General features: G+C 31.3%; 17 protein-coding genes and 1 pseudogene. 16 read left to right on the top strand and 2 right to left on the bottom strand.

Annotated elements, in window-relative coordinates; all coding sequences use genetic code 11:
- Positions 1–6: 6 nt before the first annotated feature.
- The 12 genes from ABNX05_RS10810 (at position 7) to ABNX05_RS10755 (ending at position 10,007) form a co-directional block, all read left to right on the top strand.
- On the top strand, positions 7–384 hold the full coding sequence (locus tag ABNX05_RS10810; RefSeq protein ID WP_349659738.1) for a hypothetical protein: 378 nt from the start codon (positions 7–9) through the stop codon (positions 382–384).
- Between the two features lie 225 nt (positions 385–609).
- Complete coding sequence (locus ABNX05_RS10805; protein WP_349659737.1) at positions 610–1,113, top strand: hypothetical protein; 504 nt, start codon at positions 610–612, stop codon at positions 1,111–1,113.
- A 48-nt stretch (positions 1,114–1,161) separates the two neighbouring features.
- On the top strand, positions 1,162–1,410 hold the full coding sequence (locus ABNX05_RS10800) for a glutaredoxin domain-containing protein (protein ID WP_349659736.1): 249 nt from the start codon (positions 1,162–1,164) through the stop codon (positions 1,408–1,410).
- 51 nt (positions 1,411–1,461) lie between these two features.
- The gene (locus ABNX05_RS10795) at positions 1,462–2,736 is read left to right on the top strand and encodes a ribonucleotide-diphosphate reductase subunit beta (RefSeq protein ID WP_349659735.1); all 1,275 of its coding nucleotides are present in this window, start codon (positions 1,462–1,464) and stop codon (positions 2,734–2,736) included.
- 66 nt (positions 2,737–2,802) lie between these two features.
- A complete protein-coding gene (locus ABNX05_RS10790; protein ID WP_349659734.1) occupies positions 2,803–4,479 on the top strand; it encodes a ribonucleoside-diphosphate reductase subunit alpha in 1,677 nt (558 codons plus the stop codon).
- A 58-nt stretch (positions 4,480–4,537) separates the two neighbouring features.
- Complete coding sequence (locus ABNX05_RS10785; RefSeq protein ID WP_349659733.1) at positions 4,538–5,074, top strand: pyrophosphohydrolase domain-containing protein; 537 nt, start codon at positions 4,538–4,540, stop codon at positions 5,072–5,074.
- A gap of 139 nt (positions 5,075–5,213) precedes the next feature.
- The gene (locus ABNX05_RS10780; protein WP_349659732.1) at positions 5,214–5,561 is read left to right on the top strand and encodes a hypothetical protein; all 348 of its coding nucleotides are present in this window, start codon (positions 5,214–5,216) and stop codon (positions 5,559–5,561) included.
- 812 nt (positions 5,562–6,373) lie between these two features.
- Complete coding sequence (locus ABNX05_RS10775) at positions 6,374–7,693, top strand: RNA-guided endonuclease InsQ/TnpB family protein (protein ID WP_349659731.1); 1,320 nt, start codon at positions 6,374–6,376, stop codon at positions 7,691–7,693.
- A 75-nt stretch (positions 7,694–7,768) separates the two neighbouring features.
- Positions 7,769–8,080 carry a hypothetical protein gene (locus tag ABNX05_RS10770; protein ID WP_349659730.1) on the top strand — a complete coding sequence of 104 codons (312 nt, stop codon included), beginning with the start codon at positions 7,769–7,771 and terminating at the stop codon, positions 8,078–8,080.
- A 71-nt stretch (positions 8,081–8,151) separates the two neighbouring features.
- Positions 8,152–9,015, top strand: coding sequence for a thymidylate synthase (locus tag ABNX05_RS10765; protein ID WP_349659729.1), 864 nt, complete (start codon positions 8,152–8,154; stop codon positions 9,013–9,015).
- A gap of 29 nt (positions 9,016–9,044) precedes the next feature.
- The gene (locus ABNX05_RS10760; RefSeq protein ID WP_349659728.1) at positions 9,045–9,350 is read left to right on the top strand and encodes a hypothetical protein; all 306 of its coding nucleotides are present in this window, start codon (positions 9,045–9,047) and stop codon (positions 9,348–9,350) included.
- 129 nt (positions 9,351–9,479) lie between these two features.
- Complete coding sequence (locus ABNX05_RS10755; protein ID WP_349659727.1) at positions 9,480–10,007, top strand: dihydrofolate reductase; 528 nt, start codon at positions 9,480–9,482, stop codon at positions 10,005–10,007.
- 196 nt (positions 10,008–10,203) lie between these two features.
- Here the strand turns inward: ABNX05_RS10755 and ABNX05_RS10750 are convergent, their stop codons facing one another.
- Positions 10,204–11,445, bottom strand: coding sequence for a CHASE3 domain-containing protein (locus tag ABNX05_RS10750; protein ID WP_349659726.1), 1,242 nt, complete (start codon positions 11,443–11,445; stop codon positions 10,204–10,206).
- Positions 11,446–11,684: 239 nt separating this feature from the next.
- On the opposite strand from ABNX05_RS10750, the gene ABNX05_RS10745 reads away from it, so the two are divergent.
- Together ABNX05_RS10745 and deoD are read left to right on the top strand one after the other, a co-directional pair.
- Positions 11,685–11,903 (top strand): YozE family protein, encoded by a 219-nt coding sequence (locus ABNX05_RS10745; RefSeq protein WP_323650052.1) that lies wholly within the window; start codon positions 11,685–11,687, stop codon positions 11,901–11,903.
- Between the two features lie 113 nt (positions 11,904–12,016).
- On the top strand, positions 12,017–12,724 hold the full coding sequence (gene deoD / locus ABNX05_RS10740; protein ID WP_349659725.1) for a purine-nucleoside phosphorylase: 708 nt from the start codon (positions 12,017–12,019) through the stop codon (positions 12,722–12,724).
- 374 nt (positions 12,725–13,098) lie between these two features.
- Here the strand turns inward: deoD and ABNX05_RS10735 are convergent, their stop codons facing one another.
- Positions 13,099–13,260, bottom strand: a complete 162-nt coding sequence (locus tag ABNX05_RS10735) for an NUDIX domain-containing protein (RefSeq protein WP_349659724.1) — start codon at positions 13,258–13,260, stop codon at positions 13,099–13,101.
- A gap of 518 nt (positions 13,261–13,778) precedes the next feature.
- Here ABNX05_RS10735 and ABNX05_RS10730 point away from each other — a divergent pair.
- Positions 13,779–13,970, top strand: coding sequence for a hypothetical protein (locus tag ABNX05_RS10730; protein ID WP_349659723.1), 192 nt, complete (start codon positions 13,779–13,781; stop codon positions 13,968–13,970).
- A gap of 304 nt (positions 13,971–14,274) precedes the next feature.
- Positions 14,275–14,501 (top strand): annotated as a pseudogene (locus tag ABNX05_RS10725) (CsxC family protein); the annotation flags it as partial.

Raw genomic sequence — 14,501 nt, 5'->3', positions numbered from 1 at the left:
CGAGTAATGACATTTAGAAGTAAAATAAAGTGGAATAAACGAATTAGAAAATTAAAATCTAAAGTTAGAGATACTGTATTTAAGAAGCCCTTTTATAAATACTTATACAATCACATCAAAGATGAATTTACTTATAACAATAAGACTGCAATTAGATATTACATGAACGCTAACACTTTACGTGATGAATCATTTAAATATGAGTTAGAACTTTACCATAAGATATATTGTAGCGTATTCGAGAAAAGTGAATTGGAATGGTTCTTCACAGAAACAAAAGATTACATATCGAATAAAATAGGAAGGTATCCAGATTTGCAATTCATTTATGGTGAAGATGAATATGGACTTTACTTTGAAGTAAGTTACATTGATGGTTATTAAAATTAAATAATAAAATACATAAAATGTTTGCGAAATTAAAATGCGGTGTTATAATTAGATTATAAATAAGTAAAGGAGATGAGATTATGAAGATCAATGATTCAGCTTTAGAGTTTTATGGTTATAAATTTGTAAATAACAAAGTGTTAGAAAATGAGGGAATTACCTTTGAGCAATATCTTAAGCGAGAGTTAGGTAATTGAATTAAAATACATAAGGACTGTGGTGGTAAATATAAATTATGTTGTGATTGGTACAGATTGTAGTGGTAAGACGAGTTTAGTGGATATGCTTTCAGGCATTACAGAATTCAAAGTTGTGAAAGGATCAAGTTTTGAGCATTCACAATGCACTCGAGATGAGCTATTTGAAAAGTTCTTAGAGTTTACTAAGATGGAAAACATCATATTTGATCGATTTACATATTGTAATGAAGTGTATGCGCCCATGTATGATGACTTTGCAATGTTATCAGATGGGCAACGCAGGATTATAGAGAAAGAAATGAAGGATAAGGCAACAATCATTTACTTGTATGCAGATGATGAAGTATTGGAACAACGTTTCAATATTCGTGGTGATGAGTATGTTTCATTAGAAAAGTTAAAATATGCTAAATACAAATACGAAGAAGCATTACATAAGGTTGAACATTTAGAAGTGGTTAAATTTGATACAGGTAAGCTGACAACAAAGGAAATTGTTGAACAGATTTTACTTAACTATTAATTAAAAAAATACATAAATAATACACATGAATAGAAAGAGGATGGTATTTTGAAAAATAAGTTAACATTAATTAAACGTTCAACACCAATGTGTCCAGATTGCAATAAAATGCAAATCATCTTAGAAGGAGAAGGTATTCCATTCGATACAATAGACATTGCTAAAGATGCAGAGGCAATTGAGAAATATGATTTATCAAGTGTACCAGTGATACTAATAGATAGTGATGGTAGTCAAATAAAATTAAATGGAATTCAGCCAATTGAAATCATCAAAGAAATCCTTGAAGAAGATTAGCAATTTCAATTAAAGTGAATCAATCAGATACATAAACAAGGAGGAACTAATTTGGCATTATCAAAAACAATTAAGAAGAGAGATAACTCAATAGTCGAATTTAAACTAGATAAGGTTACTAATGCTATTAGCAAAGCAGGGAGGGAAACAGGAGAGTTTGACAGTGAAGAGTCAGAGGTACTTGCTCAAGATGTATTAGAAGCATTGAGTAAATCAAATTATGGAGAAATTGAATTGTCAGTTGAATATGTGCAAGATATTGTAGAAATGGTTCTTCTTAATTCTAAGTATAAAGCAACAGCTAAGGCATATATCCTTTATCGGGAAAAGCGATCACAAGAAAGAAAACCTGATATTTTTAAGAGTCGTGTAAACTTAAAGCCTTATGAGTATCCTCAATTAAATGAGTATAAAGAGGCTATCCAACACTCTTATTGGTTACATACTGAGTTTAATTACACTTCAGACATTCATGATTATAAAGTTAATATTAGCGATAAGGAACGAAACGTAATTAAGAATGCAATGTTGGCAATTTCTCAAGTAGAAGTAACCGTTAAGAATTTCTGGGGAGACTTACATAATCGGATGCCAAAACCAGAAGTAGGTGCAGTAGGTGCTACTTTTGGAGAGTCAGAAGTACGGCACAGTGATGCATATTCTCACCTATTAGAAATTTTAGGGTTAAATGATGAGTTTGAAAAAATCCAAGAAATTCCAACTTTATCAAAGAGAGTTAATAGCTTAACGAGTGCTGTGAAATATCTTAAAACTGAGAGTAATAAAGATTTTACATTATCACTTATTCTATTCTCGTTATTTATTGAACACGTATCCCTATTCTCTCAGTTCTTAATTATCATGTCGTTCAATAAGTATAAGAATTTATTTAAAGGTATGTCTAATGCTATTGAAGCTACATCTAAAGAAGAACAATTACACGGAATGTTCGGTATTGAATTAGTTGATATTATTAGAAATGAAAATCCTGAATGGTTCGATGGAGAATTGAGTAATAAAGTTTATGAAGCTTGTAAGAATACGTTTGAATCAGAAGTGTCTGTAGTGGATTGGATATATGAAGATGGAGATTTAGATTTCTTACCTAAAGAAGTAGTTATAGAGTTTATTAAAAATAGATTAAATAACTCACTAAAGAGTACTGGATTTGAACCTATTTTTGAAATCAATGAAGAATTAGTAGAACAGACAGATTGGTTCACTGATGAATTAGAAAGTACGAAACATGTAGATTTCTTTGATAAACGTTCAGTTAATTATACTAAGAGAACTAAAAGCATCGGAGTAGATGATTTGTTTAATTAATAATAGAACCTTGGTATGTTATAAAACTGCCAAATTATATTATTAAAAAGGGAGTCTAATAAACTTATGACATTTGAATGGTTAAACGAAAATAGTAGAAACTTTTTAAAAGGTGGATATTTAAAAGAAGGAGTTAGTGCTGAACAACGATTAAAAGAAATATCTGACCATGCTGAGAAAATTTTAGGAATTGAAGGATTCTCTGATAAGTTTTATACATATTTAAGTAAAGGTTATTATTCATTATCTTCTCCAGTTTGGTCTAATTTCGGAAATAATAAGGGATTAAGTATTAGTTGCTTTGGGAGTAATATTGATGATAATATGGCTAATATTTTATTTACTCATGGAGAAGTTGGTATGATGAGTAAGTTTGGTGGAGGAACTTCCGGTTACTTTGGAAACTTACGTCATCGCGGAGCAGAAATAAAAGATAATGGTAAATCTTCAGGAGCAGTTCATTTTATGAATATGTTTGAAACTCTCATTGATGTTGCATCACAAGGTAGTATGAGGAGAGGTGCATTTTCTCCATACTTGCCTATTGAACATCCTGATATTGAAGAATTTTTACAAATAGGAAGTGAAGGTAATCCTATTCAAAAAATGACTCATGGAGTAACTGTTACTAATAAATGGATGAAAGAGATGATTGCAGGAGATACTTATAAGCGTTCTATTTGGGCTAAAGTTATTCAGAGTCGTGTAGAAATTGGTTATCCTTATATATTCTTTACTGACACAGTCAATAATAATACTGTAGATGTATATAAAGATAAGGATATGAAAATTAATCAAAGTAATTTATGTACAGAAATAAAATTACCAAACAATGACAAAGAGTCATTTGTATGTTGTTTATCTTCTATGAACTTATTACATTTTGATGAGTGGAAGGATACTGATGCAGTGGAAACTATGATTTATTTCTTAGATGCTGTTATTTCTGAATTCATTAGTGATTTGGAAGCTATGAGAGATTCCGATGAACAAGAAAAACGAGATGCTTTCAAATATATGGAACGGTCTTATAATTTTGCTAAAAATCACAGAGCATTAGGTTTAGGTGTATTAGGATGGCATTCGCTTTTACAATCTAAAATGATTCCTTTTGAAAGTGTAGAAGCTTCTACGCTGAATGTTCGTATTGCTAAATTAATTGATAAAAAATCATTAAAAGCTTCCAAAGAATTAGCCGAAATATTTGAAGAACCAGAACTACTAAAAGGTTATGGCAGACGTAATAGTACCCGTTTAGCGACAGCGCCAACAACTTCTTCAGCATTCATTCTGGGTCAAGTTTCTCAATCAATCGAACCTCAATTCAGTAATGTATACGTTAAAGATGTTGCTAAAGCAAAAGTAACTATTCGTAATCCATATCTCAAAAAGGTATTAGAATCTTATGGAAAAGATAATAAAGAAACTTGGAATAGTATTCGTAGTAATGATGGTTCTGTTCAGCATTTAGATTTCTTTTCTGAGCATGAGAAAGAAGTGTTTAAAACTTTCGCTGAGATTGACCAATATGCAGTATTAGAACAAGCCGCAATGCGTCAAAAATTTATTGACCAAGGACAATCATTAAATATTATGGTTAATCCTAAAATGACAGCAAAGGAAATTAATGATTTACATATCTTTGCATGGAAAAATGAGATTAAAACTCTTTATTACCAACATAGTACAAATGCGGCTCAACAATTCAGTAAAGATAAACTATGTAGTAGTTGTGAAGCATAGTTAGATAATATATTAAATAAACAAATAACTCACAGAATAAAAGGGGAAATATATAATTATGACAAATACATACTCAAATAAATTACAAAATATCGTTGAGGATTTTCAAATCACATTTGGACATCCTGCTGAATCAACTCCTACTCTACCTACTTTAGAACGATTTACTAACCGTAAAGGATGGGGATCAATTGAGGAAGCAGTAGAGCAACTATATTCAATCTCAGATGATAAAGCTGATTTCATTAATGCTGTGACTAAGTTGCATGAGTATTTAGATAAAGCTATGGCAAAACAATTGGGGAAACCTCTTATTACAGATCGAACTGAAAAACTTGTAGCGTTAGCTGATGGTTTGGGTGACGAGCTATGGTTCTTACTTGGTGATTGTGTAGAGTCAGGAATCGATATTCAACCTATTATTGAGATCATTAAAGAAAGTAACGACTCTAAGTTGTTTACTGATGAAAACGGTGATAAATATGCCAAACAGGATGAAAATGGTAAGATTATGAAATCAGATTCATTTTTCGCTCCAGAGTCACGAATTAAAGTGGAAATTCAACGTCAAATTAATAATAGTCTAACTAAGTAAAATCTATATCGTAATTATGATTATTTGAATTGTTTGGTGGTATGAATATTATATTTGTATCACCGACTTTCAATAATACATGGATATTATTTAAAATCGAAAGGAGATAAATTTATGTTGAAATTTATTGATACTTCAATTGTCACTAAAGGAAAAAGTAATGTTTTTCTCTGACAACATAAAGCGAACAGTAAAATATATGGATGACCTAAGTATTGGTGAAACAGTAGTTAGGAAGTATCGATGTAATAATGAATATGAGATTGAAATTTTGAAAAATGGACATCAAGTCATTCTACAATATCATCGATTGTCTACACAGGCTAGAGGTCATCGTTCACATTATTCATTTATTGATGTAGGCATTATTGATCATCAGAATGGGTATGAAATATTTAACTCAAGTATTTACTCTAAAACAATTAATTACAATGTGAAAGATGAGTATAAATATAATGATGAAGAAATTAGGTTATTTCTATTTTGATATTACTAAAAATAGGGAAAATGAAATGTAAGCTGTCTTATAGTAAATAATAAAATACATAAAAATATTGAATTATGAAAATAAGATGTTATACTGAAATTAGTTAATTAAATACATAATATTTGCGGTAAGAGTACATCAATCACCAGTTACTTACCGCAAATACCTAAAATAAAATCAATAGAAAATTAGTACTTGTTCCATTGATAGCGTAGACTTTCATGCGTAATACCAGTCCATTAAGCGAATAATGGCGAGAAGTGATTCGGATACATATTAGTATAGAAATACATATAAATGATCGAAAATAAAGATTCTACACTCGGTAATCTCATATGAAAAATTCGCAAACAAAATCTAATATATTATTGTACATATGAGAAGGAAGATCGTACTTAGTAATCTCTTTAATTAGATAATAAGTCATAACTCTGTATTGAAAAGAATTAACAAAATAAAGAATTTAATAAGTAATAATAAAACTACCTGTGCAGACTCTCCTGCACTATATCGAGAAGGTAAGATTAAGTAAGAAATACATAATGAGTAATAGTATAAAAATCTAATACACTCGATAAATTTACATATACAACACTAATGATTAGATATACATAAATCCCGCTGTAACAATTCATATAAGTATGTAAATAGAGAGAATTAATAAATTTAAATGTAAAAAATACACAATACGTAGCAATTCATATAAGTATGTAAGCGAGTTAATAATTATAAAATCTAATAGTGCGAACCATAAGTAAACATGAAATCACTGTATTACTCGCACCAAAAAACTAAAAGGTAGGGGAGAAATAATGGTAACTAAAACAATGAAATATGAAATTAAGTATGATAAAGATTTATACAACTTATTAAGAGATATACAGTATGTAATATATAGACTTAAAAACAAAGCAACTTCAATGGCGTGGGATTGGCAACAATTCTCATTTGGTTATAATGATAGATTTGGTAAGTACCCAAAAGAAAAAGATGTCTTAGGGAAAACACTATCACCTGATATTTACAATCTAATAAAAGATGAATTTGGGGATTTTATATCATCGGCAACAGTTGATGTTGCAATTCAAGAAGCAGTAAAGAAATTTAAAAAAGATGCTCCTTTAATTAATCGAGGAGAAGTATCAGTTGCGAATTATAAACGTGATGGATCATTCCCTATTAGAAAACTACAAATTAGAAATTTAACAAAACTAAATGCTAAAACTTACACTGCTAAATTTTCTTTATTATCGAATGAAGGTAAAAATCAGCGTGGCTTAAAATCAGGGCAGATAGATGTAATTTTACGTACTGGTAATGGTGCTAATGTTATTCTAGATAGAATTTTGGATGAGAAATATAAGATGTGTGATAGTAAAATTACAAAAATTAAAAATAAATTTTATCTACTACTTACATATCAGTTTGAATCACAAAAGGTTTTATTAGACGAAAATAAAGTTATGGGAATCGACGTAGGTGTAAATGTTCCTGCTACGTTAGCTGTGTCTCATGATAAATATTATCGCCAATTTGTTGGAGACGGTAAGGAAATTAGGGATTTTGAAAATCAAGTATTAGTACGTAAAAAACGTATTCAACAGTCTCGTAAATGGGCGGGAGAAGGTTCAGTTGGGCATGGTATAAAGACACGTACTAAGGCATTAGAAAAGGTTAGTGGAAAAATTGCGAACTTTAAACAAACTAAAAATCATAATTGGTCAAAATTCATTATTGATGAAGCAGTGAAAATGGGTTGTGGTACTATTCAGTTAGAAGATTTGACTGGTATTTCAGAAGATAATACCTTTTTGAAAACTTGGACATTTTATCAGCTAAAGCAATATATCACATATAAAGCAGAACAAGTAGGAATTAAAGTTGTGGAAATTGATCCTTCTTATACATCTGCTCGTTGTAATAAATGTGGACATATACATAATAAAAGTAATAAAGACAAATGGAGACCTAACCAAGAAACATTTCATTGTCAAAAATGTAGTCATAAGGCTAATGCAGATGTAAATGCAGCTCGTAATATTGCAATGAAGGATATAGAGCAAATTATTAAGGATCAACTAGAAGCACAAAAGAAATCTAATCAACACGCATTGAAATACATAGTAGAATAAAATTCACGTAGAAATACGTTTAATATAAATAAATACATAAAATTAAAATATTATAAAAAGAGGAGAATGTTATTTATGATGAAATCACGTAAGGAACGCAAGTTAGAAGCAAAGCAAAAAGGAGTATCATTTGTACCACAATATAATGGAAATGGTGTAATTTCTTCTGAAGATTTCTATGGATCAGGTGTAGAACGATTTAATAATAAATTTGTGAAATTTGATAAGAAAGTTGAAGAACCAGTAATTGCTCCAGAAGTTGTAACTCAAAATGAAGAAGAAAAGATTGAGGATGTTGAAGTTGTAAGTGAAACAGTAAAGGAAGCTCCTAAGAAAAAGAAGAAAGGTAAATTTAAAAAGGCTTTAAAGAAACTTCTTAATAAATAAAATACATAAGTTTATATGGGAGTGGATTGATTTCTACTCTCATTATTTTTATACATAGAGGAGAGATTAGGTTGACCGAATTAAATAAAGCAGAAAAGTATCTGATTGAAAACTTAACTAGATTGGCTAATGAAGGATGTATGGACGATAACCCTAGACCTAAATGGAAAGACGGAACTCCTGCATATAGCGCATTTATCAGTCCAGTATTTGAAACATATGATATTTCAAAAGGTGAGACTCCTATTACAGAATTACGCCCAATTGCAATTAAAAGTGCCATTAGAGAAATTGAATGGATTTATAAGGATCAAAGTAACGATTTGAAGCTACTACGTGACAATTACAATATTAACTGGTGGAATGAATTTGATATTGGAAACGATTCAATAGGCATTAGATATGGTGCAACTGTAAAGAAATATGACTTAATAAATAATTTATTAGACGGTTTAATGAATAACAAGTTTGGTCGTAGACATATCTTATCCATGTGGCAGAATGAGGATTTTAAGGAATCAGATGGCTTGAACCCGTGTTGCTACAGCTCTATGTTTACCGTAAGAAAAGTAAAAGAGGACTTCTACTTAGATATGACATTGACATCTCGTAGCAGTGATTACCTAACAGCAGGTCACATAAATAGGATGCAATATTTAGCGCTTCAAATGATGGTGGCTAAACACACTTCAATGAAAGTTGGCAAGTTTAATATGCTAACTCAAAACCTTCATATCTACGACAAGCACTCTGATAACGCTATTGAAATGTTGAAGCGAGTAGAAGAATTAAAATCTAGAAAAGTCCAATCTCAACCTAAGTTAATTCTAAATGTCCCTGATGGCACTAATTTTTATGACATTTCAGAAAAGGATTTTGAGTTAATTGATTATAACCCAATTTTGCCACAACTTAAATTTGAATTAGCAGTGTAATCATATGTATAAAAAGGAAGGAGTGTCAATTGATCATTAATGAATGGATAGTTAATCATTACTTATGGACAGTTGTAGTGGCAGTTTTATTACTAATGATAATAATCCCAACGAGTGTTTATTTTAAAGCTCATTCTATTTCAAAAATAAATATATGGATAGGTATAGGAATATTAGTTTTTGCAGTAATAGTGTCTTCATTGTCAACAAAAGAAAAACATATCTACTACAATTACAAAAATTACAGTGAGGTAGAACAATTAGAATCTGATGGATGGGAAGTAGTTAATGTATATGATAACAAGAATATCATTCATGCCAAGAAAGATAAATAAAAAGAGTGAGATGCCAATAAGACACTCACTCATACGTGACTTAGAAGTGAATCAGGAAAATTCGGTTTAGTCACATCTTGATTTTACTATCAAGTCACGTATTAAGTCAATGATAAGTAGGAGGAGTATATGTCAATCAATATGATAGTTGCAATAGATGAGAGTTACGCAATTGGATATAAAGGGAATTTGATTTATAGACTAAAGAAAGACTTGAAACGATTTAGAGAATTAACTTCAAAAAATGATTATGGTTTAAAAAATTACATACTAAGTGGAAGAAATACATATGAGAGCTTGCCTAAAGAATTACCAGATCGTAAAATGGTTGTTTTATCTAGCAACAAGAATTACAAAGTAAATAAAAATATAATAGTTGAACATTCACTTGATAAAGTTATAAATCATTATTTAAGTGGGGAGCAAGAAAAAGATCTGTGGATTATTGGGGGAGAGGAGATATACAAACAATCTCTAGATTATGTTGATAAAGTTTATTTAACTTTTATATCTAGTAAAGCTAAAAAGGCAGACGCTTATTTCCCTTTTCTAGATATGATTAAGAAATTTAGAATTGTTGATTTTGAAGCAGACAAAGAAGATGGAATAGATTTTGCATACATAACATTTGAACGTAAGAAGAGTATTTGCGTATGACTAGTGGAAAAATAACTAAACTAAAAGTAGGGAAGTACGAATGCACAGTTATTGCCAACAACGAGCCAAGTGAGGAAGCTATATTGAGATGTAGAAAAGTAGTAACTAAAATAATGAAGAGAATCATGAGCGAAGAGAATAAATAACAAAGAGACCCTATGATATTCTTATAGGGTCTTAAACGTTGTACTAATAATTACATCGTTTCTTCTATAGCTTGCATGACAAACGAAGATTGTTGAACGGAGCGACTGCCATCATTAGCCGCCTCCTGCATAGCTAATGATGCACGCTGAACAGCAATAGCTTGCTCATTTAACTGGTGCACAGAATGCTCAAGATCACTCATTTTTTGTTGCGCGCTCGTCATACTTGAAATCGTATTCTCGCTATCAGATGCGATATCAGCCGTAGCATCTGCAATATTCTGTATAGTACGGGCGTTTTCATCGGCTAAAGACATTAGCTCTTGGCTACTACTTGAAACGTGGTCCGCTAGATTACTGACACGTTTCATCAAATTAGATATTGACTCAATTAGTGTATTAGTTGAAGTGGCAATAGTTGAAAACTCATCATGATTACGAACTTTAACTCGTCGTGTCAAGTCTCCGCCAGCCCGTGCAATATCGAGAATGGAGTCGTTAATAGCTTGTGTATTGTTTCTTAATGATTTAAATAACATATAACCAAAAATAATAATGGCAATAAGTCCAAGTATTGAAACGAAGAAGAAAGAAGTGATAGATAGAGTAACTTGCTTGTTAAGCTTATCTAGTTTCGCTTTATTTGCAGCATCCATAACTTCATTAATGGACTCGATATTTTTATCAATATACGCCTTCATCGATTCTCCAGCACCGTCCATCATAAGTTTACGAGCTTGTTCAAGTCCAAGTTCATCACGCATTGTCATAACCTTACTAGAATACTCAAGGTAATTTTTATAATATTGATTGATCGCCTGTGTATGACCTAACTCTAGCTCTCTTTCTGTAAACTGCTTTTCTAGGGTCTTCATTTTTTTATCGATGGTATCAATTTTCATTTTATAAGAAGTAGCGAAGTTTCCGTTCCCGGTAATTAAATAGGCTTGTTCTAAATTGGTGAGCCTCGCAATTTCATAAGCAAGTTGGTTAACCGTTAATTGTTCTTGAACGTTTTTCTCAGTAAAATCTTTCATTTGTCTTTGCAGATTTTCAATATTGATATACGATAATAAACCCATTGTGCCATTTATAATAATGAGGAGAGCAAATATAATAAGTACTTTGCCTCGAATTAAATGGTAATAACGTTGTCGTTTTTCTTTGATAGGAGGGATATTATGCCTATCATCTTCTGAATCATCTTTTTTCTTTTTTGAAAAGCTATTCTTAAAAAAAGATGGGCGTTTCTTTACGAATTTACTTTGTTTATGAGAGTCTTTAATCGTCATCACCTTCCAACTTTTGAATAGTTGATTTAAATTTTACCTTATTTTCATAGGTATTTCTATCCCTTTTTTCTAATAATTTTCATTTTTCAGATAAATTATATGTATTATTTTTCTGTGAGGAAAGTCCGGTTTGTGCCACTAGTTATAGTGGAGAAAATACTTAATCGATATTATTGTGACTAAGAAGGTATTTTTTGATAAACTAGCGGAAAGCAGATGAGTAAAAAGGGGATTTAAGTATGAAAAAGAGCTTTTATTTGTATGTATTGACATTCAGAGGTGGAGATTGGTCAGATGCGAAGGTGCGATTTGCAGAGGAAGTGTTCAATGAGCATAATTTTCCGAAGCAGAGCATGGACTTTGATGAGCTATCTTCATATATTGAATCTTACGCTACAGATAACTTAAAAATAGAAGTATTTGATGAGTTATGGTCATTATACGTAGATCTCGCGTGATATAAGTGGAAATAATAAAATTTATTTCAAGTTGCTAGACGTCTAGCGTTGCGAAAATACGAGAAACACAGTATTATTTATAGTGATAACTGACAGAAAAGAGGGATTGCAGTATGAGTATTCATATTAATGCAAAAAAAGGCGAAATCGCTGACACAATTTTACTTCCAGGAGATCCATTACGTGCAAAGTACATTGCTGAGACGTTTTTAGAAGATGTTACTTGCTATAACGAAGTTCGTAACATGTTTGGTTATACAGGTACGTATAAAGGTAAACGTATTTCTGTTCAGGGTACTGGGATGGGTGTGCCATCAATCTCGATTTACGCTACAGAATTAATGCAAGAATATGATGTTCAAAAATTAATCCGCGTAGGTACTTGTGGTGCAATTCAAAAAGATGTAAAAGTTCGTGACGTTATTTTAGCGCAAGCAGCAACATCTGATACACGTATGAACCAAATCATTTGGGGCGGCGCTATCGACTTCGCACCGATCTCTGACTTTGATTTATTATTAAAAGCATACAATGCAGGTAAAGATGCTGGTTTAAACTTACAAGTAGGTAATATCTTCACAGCAGATTTATTCTATTCTGATGAGCACCAAAACGAAAAATTAGCTAAATACGGCGTACTTGCTGTAGAAATGGAATCAGCAGCACTTTACACATTAGCTGCAAAATACGGCCGTAAAGCACTTTCTATCTTAACAGTAAGTGACCACATTCTAACTGGTGAAGTAACATCAGCAGAAGAACGCCAAACTACATTCAACGACATGATCGTTGTAGCACTTGAAGCGGCTATTCAAGAGTAGTCTTATCAGGTTTGAAGTTTGAAATGAATTTCAAAGGGACTAACATTTAAAGTCTTATATTAATTGCCTGTTAGGTGACTGAATAACTCAGAGCCTAATGGGCTTTTAATTTACTACAAATCATCGAAAAGGACACTTGCTTGAGTTTTCGGAAGTAAAAAAAGAGCTTGTATGAAATTTTATGCACAAGCACTAGATTGGGGGTGAAGCTTAATGGTGATAATAGCCTGCTATATCTAATCAGTTGCAATATAACCACCCTTTTCTAGTAATTTCAATGTTGTGTAATTTAAATTTGGAAGTTTTTCTAAAGGGATATATTTTAATTCTTTACTTTCCTCATTTTGCTTTATAATGCCTTTTCAGCAGTTGCTTTAAATTGCCGTCGCGTTATAAATTTCATCCCCATATGGAAATTTGTAATACAACTCTTTCCTTGAAGCTAATCTAACCAATTTCAATTCTTGGACAATTAATCCTGTTTCCTCATACAACTCCTTTTGAGCAGCTTCTTCAAAACTATTTCCTATTTCCATTCTTACCTTGTACTTTTTCTTATTTTTAAAATTTCAAAAATGAAATGTTTTCATTTTTGACGATTGCATAACACAATTCATAATTATTTCTAGACTTAACTGTTAAATAGACACTTACATAAACCTCCATCCTGTGAGCATGTAAATCCGGTGTGGCGGAAAGCAATTGTTCAGCAGAAGATTGAAAACATTTGTTCAAACAGAAAAAAACAACCAAAGATTGGCTGTTTTCTCAGCTTTTAAACAAAAAGATTCCATATGTATTTAATTCCATCCCATATAGCTAAGGCTATGATTACAGCTAGAATTCCTTTAAAAATATCTTTCATTTAAGCACCTCCATTGAATTGGTTATTTATGTATTTACGGGAAAGAGTTAAAAAAGTTTCATTATTTTAGATACAAGCGAAATTGAAATCATTACCTGAACAATATGAGAGATGCTATGTAAACGCAATGCATTAATTGATAGAACAGCCAAGCGGTTAGCATTGTCCCAATTTATTAAGAATATAGTAATGTGTTGGATAGAAAAGGGGATGGGGATTATTGGATTATTAAATATTATTACGGCCGCTTTCGGGATTAGCATGATAACATTGTTTATTTTTCTCTGGTCAACTGATGAGGACAAATGGAGTTTAAAAGGTATTTCTTCTTATGCAGTTCCTGTAGCATTTGTCTATTTTGTTGTTTTTGTGCTTGTGTAGAAGATTGAAATTTTTAGTTTACATTATAGTGAATTTCCTAACACTAGTGTAGTTAACTAAAAAACGTTGTAAATTGATATTGTGATTTATTAGCAAAAGCGCACGGAAATGGCTAAATGTTGGTTAACTAAACAATTAAAACCAAGTGATCTAGAACTTTGATGCTCAATTCTTATCTTTTAATTTCATTTTTAAAATATTAGAAAATAACTAGTATACACATCCATACATAGATTTAATTGCTACATATCCTAGCAATATAGAGAGCGCTCTCTAATACTAAAAAATGAAAAGAGGAATTATTTTGAATGAACAATCAGAAAATCTAAATCAAATAGCACCTTGTCCAGTAGAATCAACTGAACTAGTACCATTAGGTAGTGAGGCTACTCCACTAATCGCTACACCAGTTACAGCTCCAACTGTTAAAATTCCAGTTGTACTTGCAGAACCGACACTTCAAATAGTTGTGGAATCAGATATTACGCTGAATCCTGCTGCAACTGAAATCAAAAGAGTGAAAAAAAATGT

Origin of the sequence: Lysinibacillus zambalensis (genome assembly GCF_040183165.1) — a bacterium.
GTDB lineage: Bacteria > Bacillota > Bacilli > Bacillales_A > Planococcaceae > Lysinibacillus > Lysinibacillus zambalensis.
The sequence above is the reverse complement of the archived record's forward strand: the minus strand, read 5'-3'. Positions and strand labels throughout refer to the sequence as shown.

What these genes read in the sequence shown, in the direction of transcription:
- ABNX05_RS10810 (WP_349659738.1), top strand. Translation starts at nt 7, where the DNA reads ATGACATTTAGAAGTAAAATAAAGTGGAATAAACGAATTAGAAAATTA.
- ABNX05_RS10790 (WP_349659734.1), top strand. Translation starts at nt 2,803, where the DNA reads ATGACATTTGAATGGTTAAACGAAAATAGTAGAAACTTTTTAAAAGGT.
- ABNX05_RS10785 (WP_349659733.1), top strand. Translation starts at nt 4,538, where the DNA reads ATGACAAATACATACTCAAATAAATTACAAAATATCGTTGAGGATTTT.
- ABNX05_RS10775 (WP_349659731.1), top strand. Translation starts at nt 6,374, where the DNA reads ATGGTAACTAAAACAATGAAATATGAAATTAAGTATGATAAAGATTTA.
- ABNX05_RS10770 (WP_349659730.1), top strand. Translation starts at nt 7,769, where the DNA reads ATGATGAAATCACGTAAGGAACGCAAGTTAGAAGCAAAGCAAAAAGGA.
- ABNX05_RS10755 (WP_349659727.1), top strand. Translation starts at nt 9,480, where the DNA reads ATGTCAATCAATATGATAGTTGCAATAGATGAGAGTTACGCAATTGGA.
- ABNX05_RS10750 (WP_349659726.1), bottom strand. Translation starts at nt 11,445, where the DNA reads ATGACGATTAAAGACTCTCATAAACAAAGTAAATTCGTAAAGAAACGC.
- ABNX05_RS10745 (WP_323650052.1), top strand. Translation starts at nt 11,685, where the DNA reads ATGAAAAAGAGCTTTTATTTGTATGTATTGACATTCAGAGGTGGAGAT.
- deoD (WP_349659725.1), top strand. Translation starts at nt 12,017, where the DNA reads ATGAGTATTCATATTAATGCAAAAAAAGGCGAAATCGCTGACACAATT.
- ABNX05_RS10735 (WP_349659724.1), bottom strand. Translation starts at nt 13,260, where the DNA reads ATGGAAATAGGAAATAGTTTTGAAGAAGCTGCTCAAAAGGAGTTGTAT.
- ABNX05_RS10730 (WP_349659723.1), top strand. Translation starts at nt 13,779, where the DNA reads ATGTGTTGGATAGAAAAGGGGATGGGGATTATTGGATTATTAAATATT.